Consider the following 18,828-nt stretch of genomic DNA (forward strand, 5'->3'; position numbering starts at 1 on the left):
AAGTGATGTTTGAACTTATGCACGGGTCGTTTTTCAGAAAGCTTTTGCTGGTACTGTTTCTCTTTGGAGTGGCGGGCCTTGCAGCATCTTTTGTGCCAAAAAAGGTGAAAACCACCCAGATTCGCAAGATTGTTATTGACCCCGGCCACGGAGGAAAAGACCCCGGAAACATAGGTACAGGGCGTTACCAAACCCGCGAGAAGGATGTGGCGCTCGAAGTGGGCCTGAAACTCGGCAAATACATTTCTGAGGCATTTCCCGACATTGAGGTCATCTATACGCGCAATGACGACTCCTTCCCCGCCCTGCACGAACGCACCCGCATCGCAAACAAAGCAGACGCAGATCTATTCATATCCATCCATTGCAACGCCAGTGATAACCGCTCTGCCTTAGGTTCTGAAACTTTTGTGATGGGTATTGACAAGAGTGAGGCCAACCTCAAAATTGCCCAAAAGGAAAACTCTGTTATTCTGCTCGAAGAAGACTTTGAGCAAAATTATGCCGGTTTAGACCCTACCACACCCGAGGGTATTATTGCCCTTTCGCTTCGCCAAAACAAATTTCTGGAGCACAGTCTTTATTTTTCGAGCCTCATTCAAAAGCAGTTTAGAGAACGAGTGGGGCGAAAAGATCGCGGTGTGAAGCAGGCCGGTTTTTACGTGATCAGCTTCACCACCATGCCCAGTGTGCTCATAGAACTTGGTTTTCTTACAAACAAAGAAGAAGAAGACTTTCTGGTGTCAAAAGTGGGGCAAGATTATATGGCCTCAGCCATCTACAGGGCTTTTAAACAATATAAAGCTCACCTTGAAATGGTGGACGAAAAATCCTTTCCTGTAGTGGGTGAAACACCCAAAAGCGAAATAAAGCGCCCGGTTGAAATTCCACGCGAAGAAGCTGAAAAAAAGCCAGCTACAAAAAGGTCAAAAGGCATTACCTTTAGCGTTCAAATTGCCACTACCTCAACCCCTGTCAATATGCGTGAAAAATTTCCCGGCCTGCGAGATGTAAAAGAAATGGAAGTTGACGGAAAATTCAAGTATTTTGCGGGCGAGGAAAAAACGTACGAAAAAGTGGGAACACGCCTGAATGAAATCCGAAACAACGGATATCCGGGGGCCTTTATCGTTGCATTTGAAGACGGACAAATAACCAATCTGCAGGAAGCCATAGAGCGAGCCAGGTAAACCATGAAAATAACCCGCGAAGTAAAAATAGGATTCATCGTACTGATCGGTATCGTGATTTCGTATGTTGGTATCAACTACCTGAAAGGCATAGCTGTTTTTGCTAACCAAAGGTCGTTTTTTGCTCTATACGAACGTGTTGAAGGACTCCAACCTTCCAACCCGGTGGTAATTAGCGGCTACCAAATCGGGCAGGTTCGGCGGGTGACCTACCTACCTATATCTCGGCAATTGCTGGTTGAAGTGAGCATCAATGAGAAGGATCTCGCCATCCCGAAAGATTCAAGGCTTAGAATTCAAAGCAGTGGCTTGCTGGGAAGCAAAGAAATTCTGTTACAAATTGGCGAGAGCCCGGAGTTGGCTCAGCACCGCGACACATTGCAGACAAGCGTGGAAACGGGTATCATGGAATCCGTGAACCAGGAAATCCTTCCGCTGAAACTTAAAACGGAGCAGCTGCTGGCACAGGTAGATTCCGTACTCACCATTTTCCAGATTATTCTGGACGAAAACACCCAAACCAACGTGGCAAAAAGCCTCAAAAGCGTGCGAATGGCCATTCAATCTCTGGAGCTTACGGCATTTCGGCTCGATACTCTGGTGGCTGAAGAGCGCTCAAAATTGAGTGAAATTCTTAACCACGTAGAATCCATCTCAGGTAACCTTGCCGCTAACAATGACGCCCTGACAAACGTCATTCAAAACTTCTCTGCCATCAGCGACAGCCTGTTAGCCAGCGACCTGAAAACAGTGATTGCCAATGCATCTGATGCTATGAAGGAAGTAAGTAACATCACGGAAAAAATTAATCGTGGCGAAGGAACCATGGGTATGCTGATCAACAATGACTCATTGTACAACAATCTCACCTCGGCCAGTAAACAACTGGACCTGCTCATGGAAGACCTCCGCGTGAACCCCGACCGCTATGTGCGTGTTTCAGTATTTGGAGGTAAACGCGAAAACAAAGTGCAACTGTCGCGAAAAGACATTGAAACACTGCGTGAGCAGTTGAGAGAAGACCTGAAAGAATAACCACATGGGAGTTTCAAACATCGTTTTCATTGTTTTACTTGTAGCAGCGGGAGCGCTCTTTGCCAAAAACGCCGGAAAAATTGCCCGCAATATCCGGTTGGGTCGCGACCTTAAACGAAACGACAGGCCCGGAGAGCGCTGGAAAATCATGGCCCGCGTGGCCCTGGGGCAAAGCAAAATGGTGGTGCGCCCCGTAGCAGGCATCATGCACATCCTGATTTATGTGGGCTTCATTATCATCAATATTGAAGTACTCGAAATTGTACTCGACGGAATTTTTGGCACCCACAGGCTTTTTGCCCCGGTTTTGGGCAACACTCTTTACTACTTCATCATCAACAGCTTCGAAGTTCTTGCGTTACTGGTTATTGTAGCCTGTGTTGTATTTCTCGTTCGACGAAACATTTTGAGATTAAGTCGCTTCACCCAGCCCGAAATGAAAAGCTGGCCTGCCACAGATGCCAACATTATTCTGGTTGTGGAAATTCTGCTGATGGGTGCTTTTCTCACGATGAATGCCGCCGACTCAACTCTTATGATGTACGCCCATTTGGGTGCACTCCCGGATGACCTGATGCACTATGCATCACTGCCCGGCCACGACGGGTTTTTGGTAAGTCAATGGATTACCGGCCTAACACCCGATGACCCTTACGCTGTTGCCAACCTTGAGAGAGCAGCGTGGTGGTTTCACATTGTAGGGATTTTTGCCTTTCTCAACTACCTTCCCTACTCAAAGCACTTCCACATTTTGTTGTCTTTCCCGAACGTTTGGTACAGCAACCTCGCAGCCAAGGGGCAATTTACCAACCATGAGGCCGTAACCCGCGAAGTAAAACTCATGCTCGACCCAAGCGCAGACCCATATGCTGCTCCTGCTGAAGGTGGTGGAGAACCAGAGCGCTTTGGAGCAAAAGACGTAAGAGACCTCACATGGAAGCAATTGATGGATGCATACACCTGCACGGAGTGTGGCAGATGTACGGATGAGTGTCCGGCCAACCAAACCGGCAAGCTGCTTTCTCCACGGAAAATCATGATGGACACCCGCGACCGACTGGAAGAAGTGGGAAAAAACATTGACAAGCACGGCAAGGAGCACGACGACGGAAAAGCGTTGTTGCGCGATTATATCAGCGAAGAAGAACTCTGGGCCTGCACTACTTGTAATGCATGCGTTCAGGCTTGTCCGGTGAATATTGATCCGCTGTCTATCATTATGGATCTGCGTCGCTACCTGATTATGGAAGAAAGCAAATCGCCGGAATCTATCACTGCGATGTTCAACAATGTAGAAAACAACGGCGCCCCATGGGCATTTTCGCAAGCCGACCGCGCCAAATGGATTGAAGAAAGCTAAACTATGAGCGAAACACTTAGAGTACCTACCATGGCCGAAATGATGGCTAACGGCGAAAAACCGGACATTTTGTTTTGGGTAGGATGCTCCGGTAGTTTTGACGACCGGGCAAAAAAAATCACCAAAGCAGTTGCAAAAATTCTGCAACGAGCCGGAGTTAAGTTTGCCGTACTTGGTGCTGAGGAAAGCTGTTCGGGAGATCCCGCTAAACGCGCCGGCAACGAATTCCTTTTTCAGATGCAGGCCATGATGAACATCCAGGTTTTGGATGGCTACGAAGTGAAAAAAATCGTGACCGCATGTCCACATTGCTTCAATACGCTCAAAAATGAATATCCCGGTTTGGGCGGAAACTACGAGGTGGTTCACCACAGCCAGCTTATTCAGGAATTGATTAACAACGGACAGCTCAGGCTCATGGGGGGAGGCACCTTTAAAGGCAAGCGCATTACTTTTCACGATCCGTGTTATCTCGGTCGGGGTAACGGCGAGTACGAAGCTCCCCGGGCACTGATTGAAAAACTCGACGCTGAACTGGTGGAAATGAAACGCTGTCGCAGCCGCGGATTGTGTTGCGGTGCGGGAGGTGCTCAGATGTTCAAAGAAGCCGAAAAAGGAAACAAGGAAGTGAACATAGAGCGCACCGAAGAAGCTATTGAGGTGAAACCTGAAATTATAGCCACCGGTTGCCCTTTCTGCAACACTATGATGACCGACGGTGTGAAAAATTTTGAGAAGGAAGGTGAAATTCACGTTCTGGACATTGCCGAACTCATTGCGCAAGCCGAAGACTTATGATAACAAGTCACGATGACGTAATGAATGGTATGCTCACACTGCCCGACGAAATGCGGGTATGGATTTATGCTGCCAACCGCTCGCTTTCCGAAGAGGAAGTAGAGCGAGTGAGAGAAAGCGCTGCCGCTTTTCTTGAAAGTTGGCAAAGCCATGGTCGTCAGATGAATGCGAGAATTTTTGTGTTGTACCAGCAGTTCATCGTTGTGCTGGCCGATGAACAGTCCTTTATCACCAGCGGTTGCGCAATTGATAGTTCTGTGCGTTTTATAAAATCGCTGGAGGATGAACTGAAGTTGAATTTGTTTGACCGGATGCTGGTTTCCTACCGCGATGATGAGGGCACTGTGCAAACTGTTCCGGTAACCAAATTTACGGCACTCGCCAAAGAAGGGATGGTGAATGAGGATACCATCGTATTCGATCACACTGTAAGCACATTGGGGAAACTAAAAACCAGATGGGAAATACCGGCCTCAAGCAGTTGGCATGCCCGTTTTCTTGAGTAGGTCTGTTTCTTTCCTGAGGATGGGCGCAAATTCTACTTCCAGCCTTGTACCATTTTCGGAGCTAAGTTTCATCTCACCATCCATTTGAGAAACAAAGGTTTCTATGAGTTCCATGCCTATGGATCCTTGCTGTTCACGCCCCGAGTCCTGATCGAAACCAACTCCGTCATCCGATATAACAAGTCTGCATAGCCTTTCTGTAACCGGCTCAAGAATCACCGTAATAAGGCCTGATTCTTTGCCTTTGAAAGCATACTTGAGGGAATTGGTAACAACTTCGTTCACAAGTAGCCCCAGTGGAATAAGTGTGTCAACTGTAAAATGCGAAACCTCAACCCTGATCTCGTACCTTACCAACTCCTTATCGCTAAAAATGAGCAGCAGATTATCAAGAATGGTTCTCAGGTAGTTCTCTATGGAGACTCTGGCAATATCAGGCGCCCTGTACAATTGTTCGTGCAGCATAGCCATGGAAAGCACCCTGTTCTGAACCTCACGCAACATACGCTCTGCTCGCAAATCATCCACAACATTGGCCTGCAGGTTAATAAGGCTCGAAATAATCTGGAGGTTGTTCTTTACACGGTGATGAATCTCCTTCACCATGGCTTCTTTTTCCTCCTTGCTCACTACGGTGGCCTTCAGATCGTCATAGGTCCGGCGTAATTCTTCATTCTGCGCCTCGAGTTGTTTGTGAAAACGGGATTCAATCCTGAAGCGCTGAATAAATATAATTGCGATGGCTACCATCAATAGAAAACCGGCTATTAAAACCCAAAGTTGCACCTGCCGCTGACGAATCAGAGAACTCTTGGCTGCCAGCTCCAGGTCTTTAATAGCCAACTCCTTTTCGCGCTCAGAAGATGCGTATCGGGCTTCCTGAGCGGCCAGCTGTTTGGCTATTTCTTCAGTCTGAAGCGTGGCATTGAGCTCAACAAACATATCCTTGTACAGATAGGCGTTTGCATAGTCTCCCAGCTCTGCGTAAACATCCGCAAGACCCTCGTAGCATAGAAGTTGATGCTTAACAGACTTCAAATCATCATAGATGTCCTTTGCTTTATTGTAGTACGTTACCGCCCTTTCGAGTTGGCCCAAAACCGTGTAGGTATCGGCCATGTACAAAAAGTTAGCAGCAATACCCGATCGATCTTCCAGTTCATTTTTAATTACCTGCGAAAGAGCAAAATAATCCAAAGCCCTGTCATAATCTTCAAAATCGTGGTAAACGAGTCCAATATTGGTATAGCACCGTGAAATGTTCATGGAATGCTCAATAGTCCTGTATTTTTCGAGAGCGCGTTCAAAAAAGTTAAGCGCAGTGGTGAGTTCATTTCTGCGGCGGTAAATAAGAGCCATGTTGTTGAGTGCGGCTGCCTGACCGTATATTTCGTCCAGCTCTCTGTACAGCTCCTCCGCTTTTGTGAAATATTCAAGTGCTTTGTTATCGCTCTTTGCTGATACGTGGAGGTTCCCTATGTTCACGTATGCAATAGCCAATCCCGACTTGTTGCCAAGGCGCTGCCTGATGTTGAGTGACTGTTGATAGTATTCCAACGCATCCTGAAAATTTCCTCTGATTTTCAGCATTACACCGATGTTCATCAACAAGGTGGAATGAAGCAAAGGAATACGTACTTCAGCCTCGTACTGCTCACTGTCCATTAGCTTAAGCACCTCCATACCCTGGTGATAGAGCGTTAAAGCACTATCATAATCGCCAAGGTAATAGTGAGAGGTTCCTATAAGGTTTAACATCTCAGATTCGTAGTACAAATGGCCAAGTTCACGAGCTGTTGACAGTCCTTGTTCAAGGTAGTTCAGGTTGTTGCGTGTTTCTCTGGTGGCCAGATAGGCATCTAGTTCCATGATACTTGCTAAAAGCAAAGTATCAGATTGCCGGGTTATCACTGATTTGAGGCTGTCTATGATGGCAGCGCGTTGGCCCAACGCTGAAAACGCCATGAACAGGCCTAGCATTGCTGTTATTACAGCTCTTATCGCTATAGTGAAATGAATACCCGGGAGCATGCTCAGTTTTGGTTGGCCCTCCATTCCATCACAAAGTCATCCATTACGTGACCCTCGCCAACGTCAAAATCTTTGGAAGCAATGGTAGTGAAGCCAAATTTACGGTAAAAATCAATGGCTGTGATATTTGCTCTGTTCACTTGTAAGCGAATCACATTGAAACCTCTCGCCCGTACCTCCCCCACCAATGCATTGAGGAACCATAAACCCAGTTTTCTCTTCCGAAACGCCTGATCTACATATAGTTTTTCGAGTTTGGTATGGTCGTCGAGAAAAAGCAACTGCGCATATCCGATGTCCTGACCATTATGCAGCAGAAGGTAAAAACGGGTATCATTGTCTGCCAACTGTTGCTCCAGTTTTTCAGGTGCATACATCCATTCAAACAAATAATCAAGTCTGTCGGGGGGTAGGATATCTCTGAAGGCCGGTTTCCATATTCTGAATGCCAATGATTCTATCCGGGAACGGTCGTTGGTTCCACAAACCCATAGTTTTGCATCCATAAGCGTCGGGCTTAAATCAGGAATAGGCCTTTAATCCTTCGGGAACAAGCACTGTAAAAGTCTTGCCACGGTGATCAATAAGCCCCTTCTTTTTTAGGTCATTCAACACCGTTGTAACCGTTTGTCTGGAAGTTGCAGTCATATTAGCAATGTCCTGGTGCGTGAGGTTGTGCGTCAGCGTCCATTGAGCGTTGGACTTGTCGCCGTGCTCTTCCACGAGATTTAAAACAAAAGAGGCTATACGGGCCGACGCATCTTTGAATAACAACATGTCCAGCTTTCTTTCAAGCTGTTGTAGTCTGTTTCCTACATTTAGGGTCATGGCAAGTCCAACGTCTGCATGCCGTGTCATTAAGTCCTCAAAAACACTTGATTCTGCAACACATATGATCACTTGCGAATCCATCGCGATTGCGGACGCCTCCGGTGTGTCGTGCGAACTCATTTTAATTGCACCCAGAATCTGCCCCGGATAGACAACATCCTTTACCATTGTTTGCTTACCATCATCGCTGTGCGCCAGAATCTTCACCCTTCCCTCTTTTATCAGGTATATTTGGTTTTCGTCGTCACTCTTAAAAATTTCCTCACCTTTTTTAAAGTAGAGCATTTCGGTTGCACCATCTATTTCCATCATAGCCTCCATGGAGAGGTTGTGGAAAAAATTAATCTGCTGCAAATACCATTGCTTGATACTGGGTCTAGTTCCGGTCATATTGTGATCGTTCTGGCAGGTTACGCCTCCAAATATAGCAAAGTCTGTTAGTCGAGATTGTGGTTTTCGTAGTACTTCAAATCAATATTTCGCAACATCTTCACAATCATAGACACTTGCCCCAGGTGATAGGAATAATGCTCAACACCATGAATCAGTGCGCCTAAAACTGAGGTTTCAAAGCCCTGAATATGCCTTTTGTTGGAAAGTGACTCTTCAGGGATATCCTTCCAAACTTCTTGCAATTCGGCTTTCAGCACTTCCAGGCGCTGCTTCAGTTCTTCTTTGCTGAAACCTCCGGATGTTGCAAACTCCTTTTTCCGATTCCTCACATCTTCAGCGCCTCCCACGCCGTGTATTATCCACTGCCTCAAATTTCCTTCAAGGTGAAGAACCAGGTTTCCGATGCTGTTGGTTGACTCATTGAACCTAAACCATAGTTGCTCCTCACTGCAAAGAGTGAGACACTTTTCCAAACGTGGCCAGAATTCAACAAAAAGTTTTGCGTTCAGGTTGTCCAATACTTCTCGCCCCACATCACTTTCCGCTTTCACTGTCAGTAGTTTTATCAAGGTGAAGCTCCATGTAATCCAGTAATTTTTCCATCAAATGCAGCCTGTCTTTTCCGTGTATATTATGGGGATGCCCGGGATACACAAAGTAATCGACCGGTTTTCCGTGCGACACTAGCGACCGAACGAGTCTGGCAGGTTGGTCGGGGAGCACTACCTCATCGCTTCCTCCGTGAATCAATAGCAAAGCGTCCTGAAGATTGGTTGCGTAGGTTAAAAGATCAGACATTTTGTACGCGTCGGGGTCTTGTGATGGCGAACCGAGATAACGCTCCGCATACATGGATTCGTAGTCTTTCCAACCGGTTACTGCACCTCCGGCAATACCTACCCGAAATACTCCCGGTGCCCGAAGCATTAGTGCCGAAGCCAAATATCCCCCGTAGCTCCAACCGTGCACGGCCATTCTTTGTATATCAACGTATGGTAGCGTTGAGAGATAGTGAACACCCAGCAACTGATCATCAATTTCCACAGAACCAAATTTGCCATATAAAACTTGTTCAAAATCTTTTCCTCTGTTACCTGTGCCTCTGTTATCGAGCATCCACACAACATATCCGCGCGATACCACATGATTCAACCACAATGGCGCTCCGTAGTTCCACGCATGTTGAACCAATTGAGTTTGCGGGGCACCGTGTACATAAACCAGCACAGGTAGTTTTGCGTTCTCAGTTGCGTGTGCGGGTTTCATCAAACACCCGTATAATTCCGTTCCATCTTCGGTTTGCAGCGTAATAATTTCCGCAACGGGCATTTCTTTACCGGAAAGTGGATGGGATGCTTCGTGCAAGGTTCGGATTCTCTTACCATCAGTGGAATAGAGTTCGTCTTTGCCGGGGATTTGAGGATTCGACCACTGAAACCATATTCTGGTTCTGTCTGGGCTCACCTCCGCCCGATTCACCCATGCATTTTCAGAAACAGAATGAATTTTGCCGTTCCGGAGATTCAGCCTGAAAATATTGCGTTGCAAAACGGGTTTGTGGATGGTAACCCAGACATGACCGGCTTTTTCGTCGAAACCAACAACCTCATGAATATCATACGCTTCATCGAAAAGTTTTTTTATCAGCTTTCCCTCTGCGCTGTAGCGAAACAGCTGCTTGTATCCATCTATTGATGAAATCCACAGAAAGTCTCCACTGCCATCAGGTATAAAAACAGGCCCGTTGTGAGGATCAACATACATATCGTCAGTTTCTGTAATCAAGGCACCTATTCTCTTACCGGACGCTGCCTCATATTTTACCAACTCGAGTTTTTTCTGATCGCGCGACAGCTCGTTCAAATAAATGTGGTGGTCGTTGGGCGACCATGTTAGATGAGAGTAATACACCTCGCGCAGATCTCCTGTTTCGAGGTAATAAGTTTCCTGCGAACTGAGATGATACATGCCTATTGAAGGCATTTCTCCTTTTCTGCCGGCCATTGGATACCGAATGGTGCGACCTTCACTTTCGCCGGTACCATAATCGCGCAAGACGATTTCAGCAATATTCGAGTTGTCGCTTTGATAGAAAGCAAGCAGGTCTCCGTGGTTCGACCAAAATGTTCCTTTCACATTTCCAAACTCAAAACGATGCAATGCCTGTCCTGCCTTTACCGGACCTGCGGGGTGTCGGGTTACCCAATTCACAAGTGTATCTCCATATTGCACAAACACGTTCGGCCCACTGAAATAGCTAAGGGCTATGTGGCGGTGATTAAACTCAGCATTATGGGCATCCTCCACATACCTCATCAGAAACTCTGTTTGACCGGTAGGAATGTCATACACAAAGATTTTCTGGAAGTAGTCAAAGGCTATCTGATTCTCATTCATCCACGAAATAGCCGGAAAAAAACGCATGGAGAGAAAACCCTGTGACTGCACCCCCCGGTTCAATTCAGAGAGCGTTATTTCTCTTGACCCCAGATTATCAGGGTCGCGAATAACCAATCGCGTTGCATCTCCTTGTCCCTCCAAAAAGCAATATCCTTTGCCATTGGGAAGCCAGGTAAAGCGAACAAGATTATGTGGCCGAAGTTGACCGTATTCTCCGTAAACTGCTTCTCTGAGCGTTAGCGCTTCGTTTGGCTGAGCCACAGCGTGCCCAACAAACTGATGGAGCAGAAAAAAGATAGATAGTAGTCGATATAAATGAGTCACTTCTTCTTGTTATAGCGAAAATATACCAGCAAAGCCATAAGGGCAATCACGATGCCGAAGATAATGAGCACCGTTAACCAGCTATCTTCGGGGTCGCCCTGTACACGAATATCCTGAGGGATTTGAGCCGCGGTGGTCAGGGCAGAAAAAACGAGTGTAAAAAGGTAAAGAAGGCGTTGCAGCATGACTAATCTTTTAGCGTGTTGGCCAAAGATACAAAAGCAAGACGGGAAGCTTCTTTCCGATTTGCCCAACAAAATCTAAACCCAACCGAAAGGCCCAACGGCAATACTTTTTCTTTTTCCCCAAAGGTGATTTTAAGCTATGATAAGCAGGATTACCTGCGGTGATCCTAAAAGGGGGGACAGACAAGAAAACAAGGCCATTGCTTGACGCAATGGCTTTTATTTTCCTGCACAGCCCGGTTGAAAGATATGATAAGCAGGATTACCTGCGGTGATCCTAAAGTGGGGATAGACAACAAAACAAGGCCATTGCTTGATGCAATGGCTTTTATTTTCCCGCACAGCCCGGTTGAAAGATATGATAAGCAGGATTACCTGCGGTGATCCTAAAGTGGGGATAGACAACAAAACAAGGCCATTGCTTGATGCAATGGCTTTTATTTTCCCGCACAGCCCGGTTGAAAGATATGATAAGCAGGATTACCTGCGGTGATCCTAAAGTGGGGATAGACAACAAAACAAGGCCATTGCTTGATGCAATGGCTTTTATTTTCCCGCACAGCCCGGTTGAAAGATATGATAAGCAGGATTACCTGCGGTGATCCTAAAGTGGGGATAGACAACAAAACAAGGCCATTGCTTGATGCAATGGCTTTTATTTTCCCGCACAGCCCGGTTGAAAGCATAGCTTTCCCGGGCTGTGCGGGAAAATAAAAAAGACCAGCGTTTCCGCTGGTCTTGTGTTTCTTGTCGGGGTGGCAGGATTCGAACCTGCGACCTCCTGCTCCCAAAGCAGGCGCGATAACCGGGCTACGCTACACCCCGAACTCCTTTTCCGTAATCAACTTCACTTCACAAACTCTCCGGAAAGGAGGCGCAAAGGTAAGCTTTTTGACATAAGATTACAGCTGCGTGAAAAACTTTGTGGTGCGATTCCTTAAAACCACTTTGAACGAACATTTCCCGTTGCTGCCGCGAGCGCCGCGAAATGCTGGTGTACGTTTTGAATACGTTCCTGTGACAACTTGGTAAGGATGGGATCAAGCGAACGAATATCTTCAGCAACTGCCTTGCAATCCGGATCATTCTCAAACACATCAAGCATCTTTAACACCTTTTCAGCACCAAAAATCATGTTCCATACTTCAGTATCCACCTCACGCTGAGATTCGATATTGGCTCCAATATTGGCAGCGATGTGCATACTCTGCAACCATCCACCGGCCACAATCTGACAGGTAATTTGCGCCCTCTCTTCCGAATAGAGATTATCTTCAGCCTGACGATAGGCATCATTGAGTAAGCTACTTTTCTTTCTGAAAGTTAAGGTCGTGTCTCCTACCTCCGTTATTTTCGCCATCAGCCCCTCATCAAAAGCGCTGGAAATACCCAACTGATCAGCAAGACTGAGGATTGCCTTTACATAGGAAGGAGTTTGATCAGCTTGCTCAAACATAGTTAGATAGTTCAAATCAGCTCCGGCCGCACCCAAAGAAAGTGCTTGCTTTTTACGACCTGTTGCTCCTTGGTACTTTGATGCAGCCCCCACAAGATCTGATTGAAACGGAACACCAATCTCACGCATCACAAGATAGAGGTTCCCCGCATCCTTGATGTCTTTGCGGATGGTACGTAGCTCACGCTCATAATCCACAGCAAGGCTGTCAGCTTTTTCGTAATCGTAGGTTTTGGCCTGTGGTTCAGACTCGCAAGAGCTGAGAGCAATTCCAAGTGCTAAGAATCCTGCGGGAATTAATTGGCAAACTGTCTTCATGTTGAATGGCTTTTTTGGTTCATAGTGTGGCAAAAATGGAGAATAACTGCAACGTACAGACTTAAGTTCTCATTATTTATCCACTATCAAACCTGAATTCGTTTTGGGTTTATTGTTCTGGCTGTGGATTACGCAACCTGCAGGTCAAGGTTTCAATAACAGCATAATAAATGGTATAGTGCTGTATATCAACCACCTTTACCCGACACAACCAGCGACTAGAATCTCGCACAGGACTGACTTTAATTCTCTTTCTTCGACTTACTCGGGTTGAGCCACCTAAGTGTTGGAGATTTTTTGTTTCACCACAGGCTCAAACTGCCTTGGGGATTGCCTAAAGGCGATCCCGAAAGGGGGAAACAACAGCCAAATCCAGCCACAAAAGTGGCCGGGATTTTTTGTTTCACCACAGGCTCAAACTGCCTTGGGGATTGCCTAAAGGCGATCCCGAAAGGGGGAAACAACAGCCAAATCCAGCCACAAAAGTGGCCGGGATTTTTTGTTTCACCACAGGCTCAAACTGCCTTGGGGATTGCCTAAAGGCGATCCCGAAAGGGGGAAACAACAGCCAAATCCAGCCACAAAAGTGGCCGGGATTTTTTGTTTCACCACAGGCTCAAACTGCCTTGGGGATTGCCTAAAGGCGATCCCGAAAGGGGGAAACAACAGCCAAATCCAGCCACAAAAGTGGCCGGGATTTTTTGTTTCACCACAGGCTCAAACTGCGTTTGGCCTTTGGTGAAACAAAAAATCCTGCACCCTATTCAGGGTGCAGGATTTGGCTGCGGAGAGAGGGGGATTCGAACCCCCGATACCCGTTTCCGAGTATGCATGTTTAGCAAACATGTGGTTTCAGCCACTCACCCACCTCTCCGGTTCTTCGGCTGAATTCATGCATCGAAAGCATATCACAAACGATGCTTAAAATGAATGTGGGCGCAAAAGTATAAAATACCCCAATAACACGAACTATAGTCATGGCGAAAAAAGCTGCTGTTCGGCTTTTCTTATTTTTGCTGGCAAACGAACACATTTTTATGCGCTCAACATTATTTTACGCACTTCTATTTCTGACAGTGTTTATTACATCTTGTGAAGAAGCCTATGAAACTTCTGGTAAATCAGAGCGCGCAAGAATTGCTATAACCTCAGATCCTGATGCCATACACCCTGTATTGTATCGAACCATCAATGCGCAATCCATCAACGATTTGGTTTTTCAAAAGCTTATGCAAACCGATCCCGCGACCCATGAACCAGTTCCGGTACTTGCATCAGCCCTCCCTACGATAGCACCATACCACGACTCTTTAATTCGTATTACTTACGATATCAAGAGCAATGCTGCTTGGACTGATGAAACACCCGTTACTGCCGAAGATGTGGTTTTCACTTTTAAGGCTACTGTGATGCCGGGGGTGCGCGCAGAAGGCAAACGCGATTTTCTCCGGGGCATCCAATCAATTTATGCGGATAGCACCAATGAAAAACGCGTTCACTTTGTGTGTGAACACAATCTGAGGACTACCTACGCTACAGGAGCCGAACTTGGCATTCTACCGGCTCACCTCTACGATACAGAAGGTTTGATTAAGGATATATCGTTCAGCGAAATTATCCGTCACACCGGCAACGAGGAGTTGCCCGAAAACTGGCAACTGTTTGCGGAAACTTTCAACCACAGCAGGTTTTCCAGGGACCCCGACTACGTGCAGGGCTCAGGCCCTTACCAACTCACAAACTGGACAAGCGGACAATCTCTACTTCTCACCCGAAAAGAAAACTGGTGGGGTAAGAAGACCGAGAAAACACTTTGCTACTTTCAAAATTACCCTCTTGAAATCAAGTACTTTATTATCGCTGAACCTACAGCAATTATCAAGGCGGCAAAAAATGACCAAATCGATGTCGGGCCAATTCTTAGGTCTCAGGATTATTACGATTTACAGGACAATCCCATTTTTCTGAAATCCTTCAAACTTGCCAGCACACCTGAACTTTCAACCAATATCATCCTGATGAATGGCTGCAAACCCATTCTGGCAGATGTAAAGGTTCGCAAGGCATTGGCTCACTTATTTGATGTTCAAACCTATATCAATGTGGTTCAAAAAGGAAGTGGCACGCAAGTAACCGGGCCGCTTCATAACAGCAAGCCAGGCTACCACGGCGGAATCGAACCTTATCCTTTCGATGCACAAATAGCCGCTCAAATGCTTGAAGAGGCCGGATGGACTGATAGCGATGGTGACGGAATTCGGGATAAGGTAATTGACGGCGTAAAAACCGACCTTGTTCTTGAATACCTGTACCACACAGGACATGAAGGCCGTCGCAACGCAGGGATGATGCTGCAGGATTGGGCAAGGGCTGCAGGTGTTCGCATAGAGGTGAGAAACGACGAGTGGCTGGTATTTATTGAACGCCTTATGGCTGGTGACTTTGACCTGGCCTTTTTCTCATGGACAGATGAGCACGCGCCAACAGACCCAACTCCCGTTTATCACAGCAGCGCCATCGAGAATGGTTACAATTTTAACTGTTACAGTAGTCCCGTTGCAGACTCCCTCATTGAAGCTATCGCAAATGCCCAAAACCAAAAGCAATATGAGGAAAACTGGAGGGAGCTTCAGGTAGCATTGCACAACGATGTGCCCAATATTTTTCTTTCAACCAACCAGTCAAGAATTTTTGTTTCAAGAAGGTTTTCGGGATTTGCCCCTATGACTATTCCTCCCGGTTACTTCGCGGGCAGCTTGAAGCCGGCCCAATAGAACTCACATCCATGGCATGGCGAACCTTGAAGCGACTTCTGTACTGGTTTCCAGGTTTGTTTTTGGTTTGTTTGTTGGGCTTTGTACTGATACAAGTCTCTCCCGGCGACCCAGTGCTTGCCCGGTTGAATCTCGCCCCTCACGCTGGCTCCGCGCACGAAAGCATCTATGAAACATCTGCCTATCAAACCACACGCGTTGCCCTTGGTTTAGACCGTCCACCTTTCTACCTCAGTGCAACTCCATCCACAGTACCCGACACGCTGGGGGCCATTGCACACCCGGGCAGACGCAAAGCCTTAAAGGCTCTTAGTATGCGTTTGGGCGGTTCTGAGAAAGTTCTGGATTGGTACCACACCCACAATGAATTACGGATTCATTTGGCTAAAAGTGAATCGGCTATGGTTCAGCGACTGGCCTCCGACATTCTCCTTCAAAGCAATTTGCAGGAAATTCTTAGAAGATACCAGCTATTATCAGAAGGGTGTGAAAAGGCTGAAAATACTGCCTTGGTGATGAAAGTGGCGGTCGTTGCCGCAAAACTCAATGAAAATCAACAAAGCTGGAAGAGCTTTATTCCCGTATTCCAATGGCACGGTATTGACAATCAATTTCACCGATGGTTGCTGGGGCATAAAGGTGAGGGAGGGTTGATTCGGGGAGATTTTGGACGTTCATACAGAGACAATCAACCCGTAGCACCCATCTTAGCAAATGCATTTTCGCAAACCTTGCTATTGGCCGTAGCGGCATGGTTGCTCATGTTTGTTGTTGCCGTTCCTGCGGGATTGAAGCTTGCACAGATTGATTCACCCGGAAAGTCCCGTTTCTGGCTGTACCTTCTGTTGGTATTGTACTCCATCCCCGGCTATTGGCTGGGAACCCTGATGCTCACATTTCTGTGCAGCCCGGACTTTTTAAACTGGTTCCCGGTAGCATACAAACTCATGGACATCCCTGAGAACGCGTCGTGGTTTAGCAGGCAACTTATCATCATGTATCACCTTATACTACCTGTAACCTGCTGGACCGCTGCCGGCGCAGCTTTCATTGCCATCCAAACAAGGAAGGAAGCCAGAGCCATCATGCGCAGCAGAGGCTACCTCGGGGCAAAATCGCGAGGGCTTTCCGAGAAGCAACTCATGACAAACCACGTTGCCCCGCGAGCCCTGATTCCGGCAATCGGTTGGCTGGGAGGATTGATTCCCGCTTCACTTTCGGGAGCTGTCGCCATTGAACTCATTTTCTCCATCAACGGTATGGGCAACCTCGCTTTTCAATCCTTTCATGCCCGTGACTATCCTGTTGTGATGGCTATCATTTTTATAGCGGCGCTCACAACGTTGATTGGAACCGTGGTTTCAGATATTCTTCTTCACTATATCGACCCGCGAACAAGAGAAATGGCCACAAAATGAAGTCGGTTCTGCCCATATTGACCCGGTCAAAAACCCTGCTTACAGCTGGACTTGTTCTGCTTTTCCTTGCCCTTTTTGCTCCATTTCTCGCCGGAAACCAACCTATTTTGGTCAATCTCAACGGAGCGCTTCATTTCCCCGTGTTGAAAGGTGACACTGACTACACCATGAGAGTGGCCGCACTTGCTCAAAACAAAGACCTGCAGTGGATGGTGAAACCTCCGGTTCCCTTTTCACCGCATGATATGGATTTGCAACGCGTGGCTGTTCCTCCGTTCTCAAAAGCCGCTATTCCCGGGATTGAAAACACCCGCCACTGGTTAGGCACGGACGAATTAGGAAGAGACGTACTTGCGCAAGTAATTCATGGCAGCAGAACTTCGCTCATGATTGCGCTGATCGCGGTTGCCCTGGCCGTAATGATAGGCATACTGCTCGGCGCCCTGGGCGGCTATTGGCACAACCGCAATTTGCAACTTCATTTTCTGACTTTTTTCTTTTGGGTTGTGCTTGTGGTTCTTGTTGCTCACGTGGCATGGGTAGCATGGCAAATTCAGAGTTGGATGACGTCAGCCCTCCTTCTAATCCCCGTGCTTACCTTTATATACCTCCTCCGGCGAGTCAATCAATGGCTATTAAAATCACGGGTCAAAAATTGGAGCATAATGCTCACGCCCGACGCATGGGTTCTCTGGGTGGTTCACCTGATTACAGCTCTCCCTGCTTACTTCATTTTAATTGCTTTGCTAGCCGTGTGGAGAGACGTTTCGGCTGTGGGACTTTCGGTCATTTTGGGCTTACTGATGTGGCCCGACATAGCCCGGCTCATGAGAGCTTCTGTAATTTCCGTGCGCAACGAGGCCTACATTGATGCCACCAGCGCACTCGGAATCAGCCCCTGGAGAGTAGTCCTCCGACACATTGCACCCAATGCATGGCGCTCAGCGCTCACAACCATAGGTTTTGCTGTGGGGGCGGCCATTGTTGCAGAGTCTTTTCTGTCTTTTATCGGTATCGCATCAGCCAATACCGTTTCGTGGGGAACGCTCCTTGCATCTTCGCGCGCCAACCCCGAATGGTGGTGGCTTTCTGTATTTCCCGGGCTTGCATTGATTTCGGCTGTGCTGGTATTTTACCGCTTGTCTGGGTTGTTGATAAGCTCTCCCGAAAAGAAAGCGTAACTCCCCGCAGTGATTGTAACTTTGTAACTCAACACACTATGAATCAATATAAGTGAGAATCAACACCAGGGTTTACAAAGTGCTACCGATGAGCAGGGCCGTGCCATCAGCCCGGTTCTTAAAAGCAATGTAACCTAGAACTTTTGGATAGACAACCACATTGTGCGAGCCATAAAGTTCAATGGAAAGTTCACAGATTTAGTGAAAATCAAAAAGGAAATAGAGGTTTTCCGACGATAGTGTAAATCAGCTGTGCACGGCTGCTTTGCATTCCCTAAATTTGCAACCCCAAAATCAGGATGATGATAGAGATAACCCTTCCCGACGGAGCAATCAAAAAATTTGAAAGCGGCGTAACCGCAATGGACGTTGCGATGAGCATCAGCGAGGGTCTGGCGCGCAACGTGCTGGCAGCCGAAGTAAACGGGGAGGTATGGGATGCAACACGCCCCATCCATGAAAATGCTGCGCTGCGTCTGCTTACCTGGCGAGACGACGAATCGCGTGCCGTACTCTGGCACTCCTCGGCTCACCTCATGGCCGAAGCCATCGAGTCGCTCTTTCCCGGAGTGAAATTCGCCATTGGCCCTCCGGTAGAAAACGGTTTTTACTACGACCTTGACCTGGG

General features: G+C 47.2%; 19 protein-coding genes, 2 tRNA genes and 1 pseudogene. 13 read left to right on the forward strand and 9 right to left on the reverse strand.

Translation table 11 applies throughout. The features are described 5' to 3' along the window. Window positions 1-5 precede the first annotated feature (5 nt). Genes EA392_07735 through EA392_07755 form a run of 5 tightly spaced genes read left to right on the forward strand, consistent with a single transcriptional unit; the run spans window position 6 to window position 4,889 of the window. Window positions 6-1,190: an N-acetylmuramoyl-L-alanine amidase gene (locus EA392_07735; protein TVR39080.1), complete on the forward strand. Its 1,185-nt coding sequence runs from the start codon at window positions 6-8 to the stop codon at window positions 1,188-1,190. A 3-nt stretch (window positions 1,191-1,193) separates the two neighbouring features. Beyond that, window positions 1,194-2,225, forward strand: coding sequence for an MCE family protein (locus tag EA392_07740; protein ID TVR39081.1), 1,032 nt, complete (start codon window positions 1,194-1,196; stop codon window positions 2,223-2,225). Between the two features lie 4 nt (window positions 2,226-2,229). Further along, window positions 2,230-3,585: a 4Fe-4S dicluster domain-containing protein gene (locus EA392_07745; protein TVR39082.1), complete on the forward strand. Its 1,356-nt coding sequence runs from the start codon at window positions 2,230-2,232 to the stop codon at window positions 3,583-3,585. 3 nt (window positions 3,586-3,588) lie between these two features. Continuing rightward, complete coding sequence (locus EA392_07750) at window positions 3,589-4,383, forward strand: (Fe-S)-binding protein (GenBank protein TVR39083.1); 795 nt, start codon at window positions 3,589-3,591, stop codon at window positions 4,381-4,383. Continuing rightward, on the forward strand, window positions 4,380-4,889 hold the full coding sequence (locus EA392_07755; protein TVR39084.1) for an ABC transporter ATPase: 510 nt from the start codon (window positions 4,380-4,382) through the stop codon (window positions 4,887-4,889). Before EA392_07750 ends, EA392_07755 begins: the two co-directional genes overlap by 4 nt. Here EA392_07755 and EA392_07760 read toward each other — a convergent pair. From EA392_07760 to EA392_07785, 6 genes are read right to left on the reverse strand one after another with little or no spacing between them, the layout of a single operon-like run. After that, window positions 4,857-6,944, reverse strand: coding sequence for a hypothetical protein (locus EA392_07760; GenBank protein TVR39085.1), 2,088 nt, complete (start codon window positions 6,942-6,944; stop codon window positions 4,857-4,859). The genes EA392_07755 and EA392_07760 overlap by 33 nt on opposite strands. Next, window positions 6,923-7,426: a GNAT family N-acetyltransferase gene (locus EA392_07765; GenBank protein TVR39086.1), complete on the reverse strand. Its 504-nt coding sequence runs from the start codon at window positions 7,424-7,426 to the stop codon at window positions 6,923-6,925. The genes EA392_07760 and EA392_07765 overlap by 22 nt, the downstream gene beginning before the upstream one ends. Before the next feature lie 16 nt (window positions 7,427-7,442). Further along, window positions 7,443-8,141, reverse strand: a complete 699-nt coding sequence (locus EA392_07770) for a Crp/Fnr family transcriptional regulator (GenBank protein TVR39087.1) — start codon at window positions 8,139-8,141, stop codon at window positions 7,443-7,445. Window positions 8,142-8,188: 47 nt separating this feature from the next. Continuing rightward, the gene (locus tag EA392_07775; protein ID TVR39088.1) at window positions 8,189-8,731 is read right to left on the reverse strand and encodes a DUF1572 domain-containing protein; all 543 of its coding nucleotides are present in this window, start codon (window positions 8,729-8,731) and stop codon (window positions 8,189-8,191) included. After that, window positions 8,679-10,805 carry a S9 family peptidase gene (locus EA392_07780; GenBank protein TVR39089.1) on the reverse strand — a complete coding sequence of 709 codons (2,127 nt, stop codon included), beginning with the start codon at window positions 10,803-10,805 and terminating at the stop codon, window positions 8,679-8,681. Before EA392_07780 ends, EA392_07775 begins: the two co-directional genes overlap by 53 nt. 59 nt (window positions 10,806-10,864) lie before the next feature. Continuing rightward, window positions 10,865-11,053 carry a hypothetical protein gene (locus EA392_07785; GenBank protein TVR39090.1) on the reverse strand — a complete coding sequence of 63 codons (189 nt, stop codon included), beginning with the start codon at window positions 11,051-11,053 and terminating at the stop codon, window positions 10,865-10,867. 534 nt (window positions 11,054-11,587) lie between these two features. Here EA392_07785 and EA392_07790 point away from each other — a divergent pair. Then, window positions 11,588-11,767 (forward strand): hypothetical protein, encoded by a 180-nt coding sequence (locus EA392_07790; protein ID TVR39091.1) that lies wholly within the window; start codon window positions 11,588-11,590, stop codon window positions 11,765-11,767. A 33-nt stretch (window positions 11,768-11,800) separates the two neighbouring features. Here EA392_07790 and EA392_07795 read toward each other — a convergent pair. After that, window positions 11,801-11,878 (reverse strand) — tRNA-Pro (locus EA392_07795). A gap of 112 nt (window positions 11,879-11,990) precedes the next feature. Further along, window positions 11,991-12,827, reverse strand: coding sequence for a hypothetical protein (locus EA392_07800; protein TVR39092.1), 837 nt, complete (start codon window positions 12,825-12,827; stop codon window positions 11,991-11,993). A gap of 330 nt (window positions 12,828-13,157) precedes the next feature. On the opposite strand from EA392_07800, the gene EA392_07805 reads away from it, so the two are divergent. Both EA392_07805 and EA392_07810 read left to right on the forward strand, forming a co-directional pair. Next, complete coding sequence (locus EA392_07805) at window positions 13,158-13,367, forward strand: hypothetical protein (protein ID TVR39093.1); 210 nt, start codon at window positions 13,158-13,160, stop codon at window positions 13,365-13,367. After that, the gene (locus EA392_07810; GenBank protein TVR39094.1) at window positions 13,360-13,569 is read left to right on the forward strand and encodes a hypothetical protein; all 210 of its coding nucleotides are present in this window, start codon (window positions 13,360-13,362) and stop codon (window positions 13,567-13,569) included. The genes EA392_07805 and EA392_07810 overlap by 8 nt, the downstream gene beginning before the upstream one ends. A 43-nt stretch (window positions 13,570-13,612) precedes the next feature. Here EA392_07810 and EA392_07815 read toward each other — a convergent pair. Next, window positions 13,613-13,701, reverse strand: a tRNA-Ser gene (locus EA392_07815). A 103-nt stretch (window positions 13,702-13,804) separates the two neighbouring features. Between EA392_07815 and EA392_07820 the strand changes: the two genes are divergently transcribed. The 5 genes and pseudogenes from EA392_07820 to EA392_07840 form a co-directional block, all read left to right on the forward strand. Then, a complete protein-coding gene (locus EA392_07820) occupies window positions 13,805-15,601 on the forward strand; it encodes a hypothetical protein (GenBank protein ID TVR39095.1) in 1,797 nt (598 codons plus the stop codon). An 11-nt stretch (window positions 15,602-15,612) separates the two neighbouring features. Next, window positions 15,613-17,019: an ABC transporter permease gene (locus EA392_07825; GenBank protein TVR39096.1), complete on the forward strand. Its 1,407-nt coding sequence runs from the start codon at window positions 15,613-15,615 to the stop codon at window positions 17,017-17,019. Next, a complete protein-coding gene (locus tag EA392_07830; GenBank protein ID TVR39097.1) occupies window positions 17,016-18,200 on the forward strand; it encodes an ABC transporter permease in 1,185 nt (394 codons plus the stop codon). The genes EA392_07825 and EA392_07830 overlap by 4 nt, the downstream gene beginning before the upstream one ends. 144 nt (window positions 18,201-18,344) lie before the next feature. Continuing rightward, window positions 18,345-18,440, forward strand: a pseudogene (locus EA392_07835) (phosphoheptose isomerase). Window positions 18,441-18,502: 62 nt separating this feature from the next. Beyond that, the coding region (locus EA392_07840; GenBank protein ID TVR39098.1) for a TGS domain-containing protein at window positions 18,503-18,828 on the forward strand (326 nt) is incomplete at its 3' end.

The organism is Cryomorphaceae bacterium (assembly GCA_007695365.1).
Lineage (GTDB): Bacteria > Bacteroidota > Bacteroidia > Flavobacteriales_D > SKUL01 > SKUL01.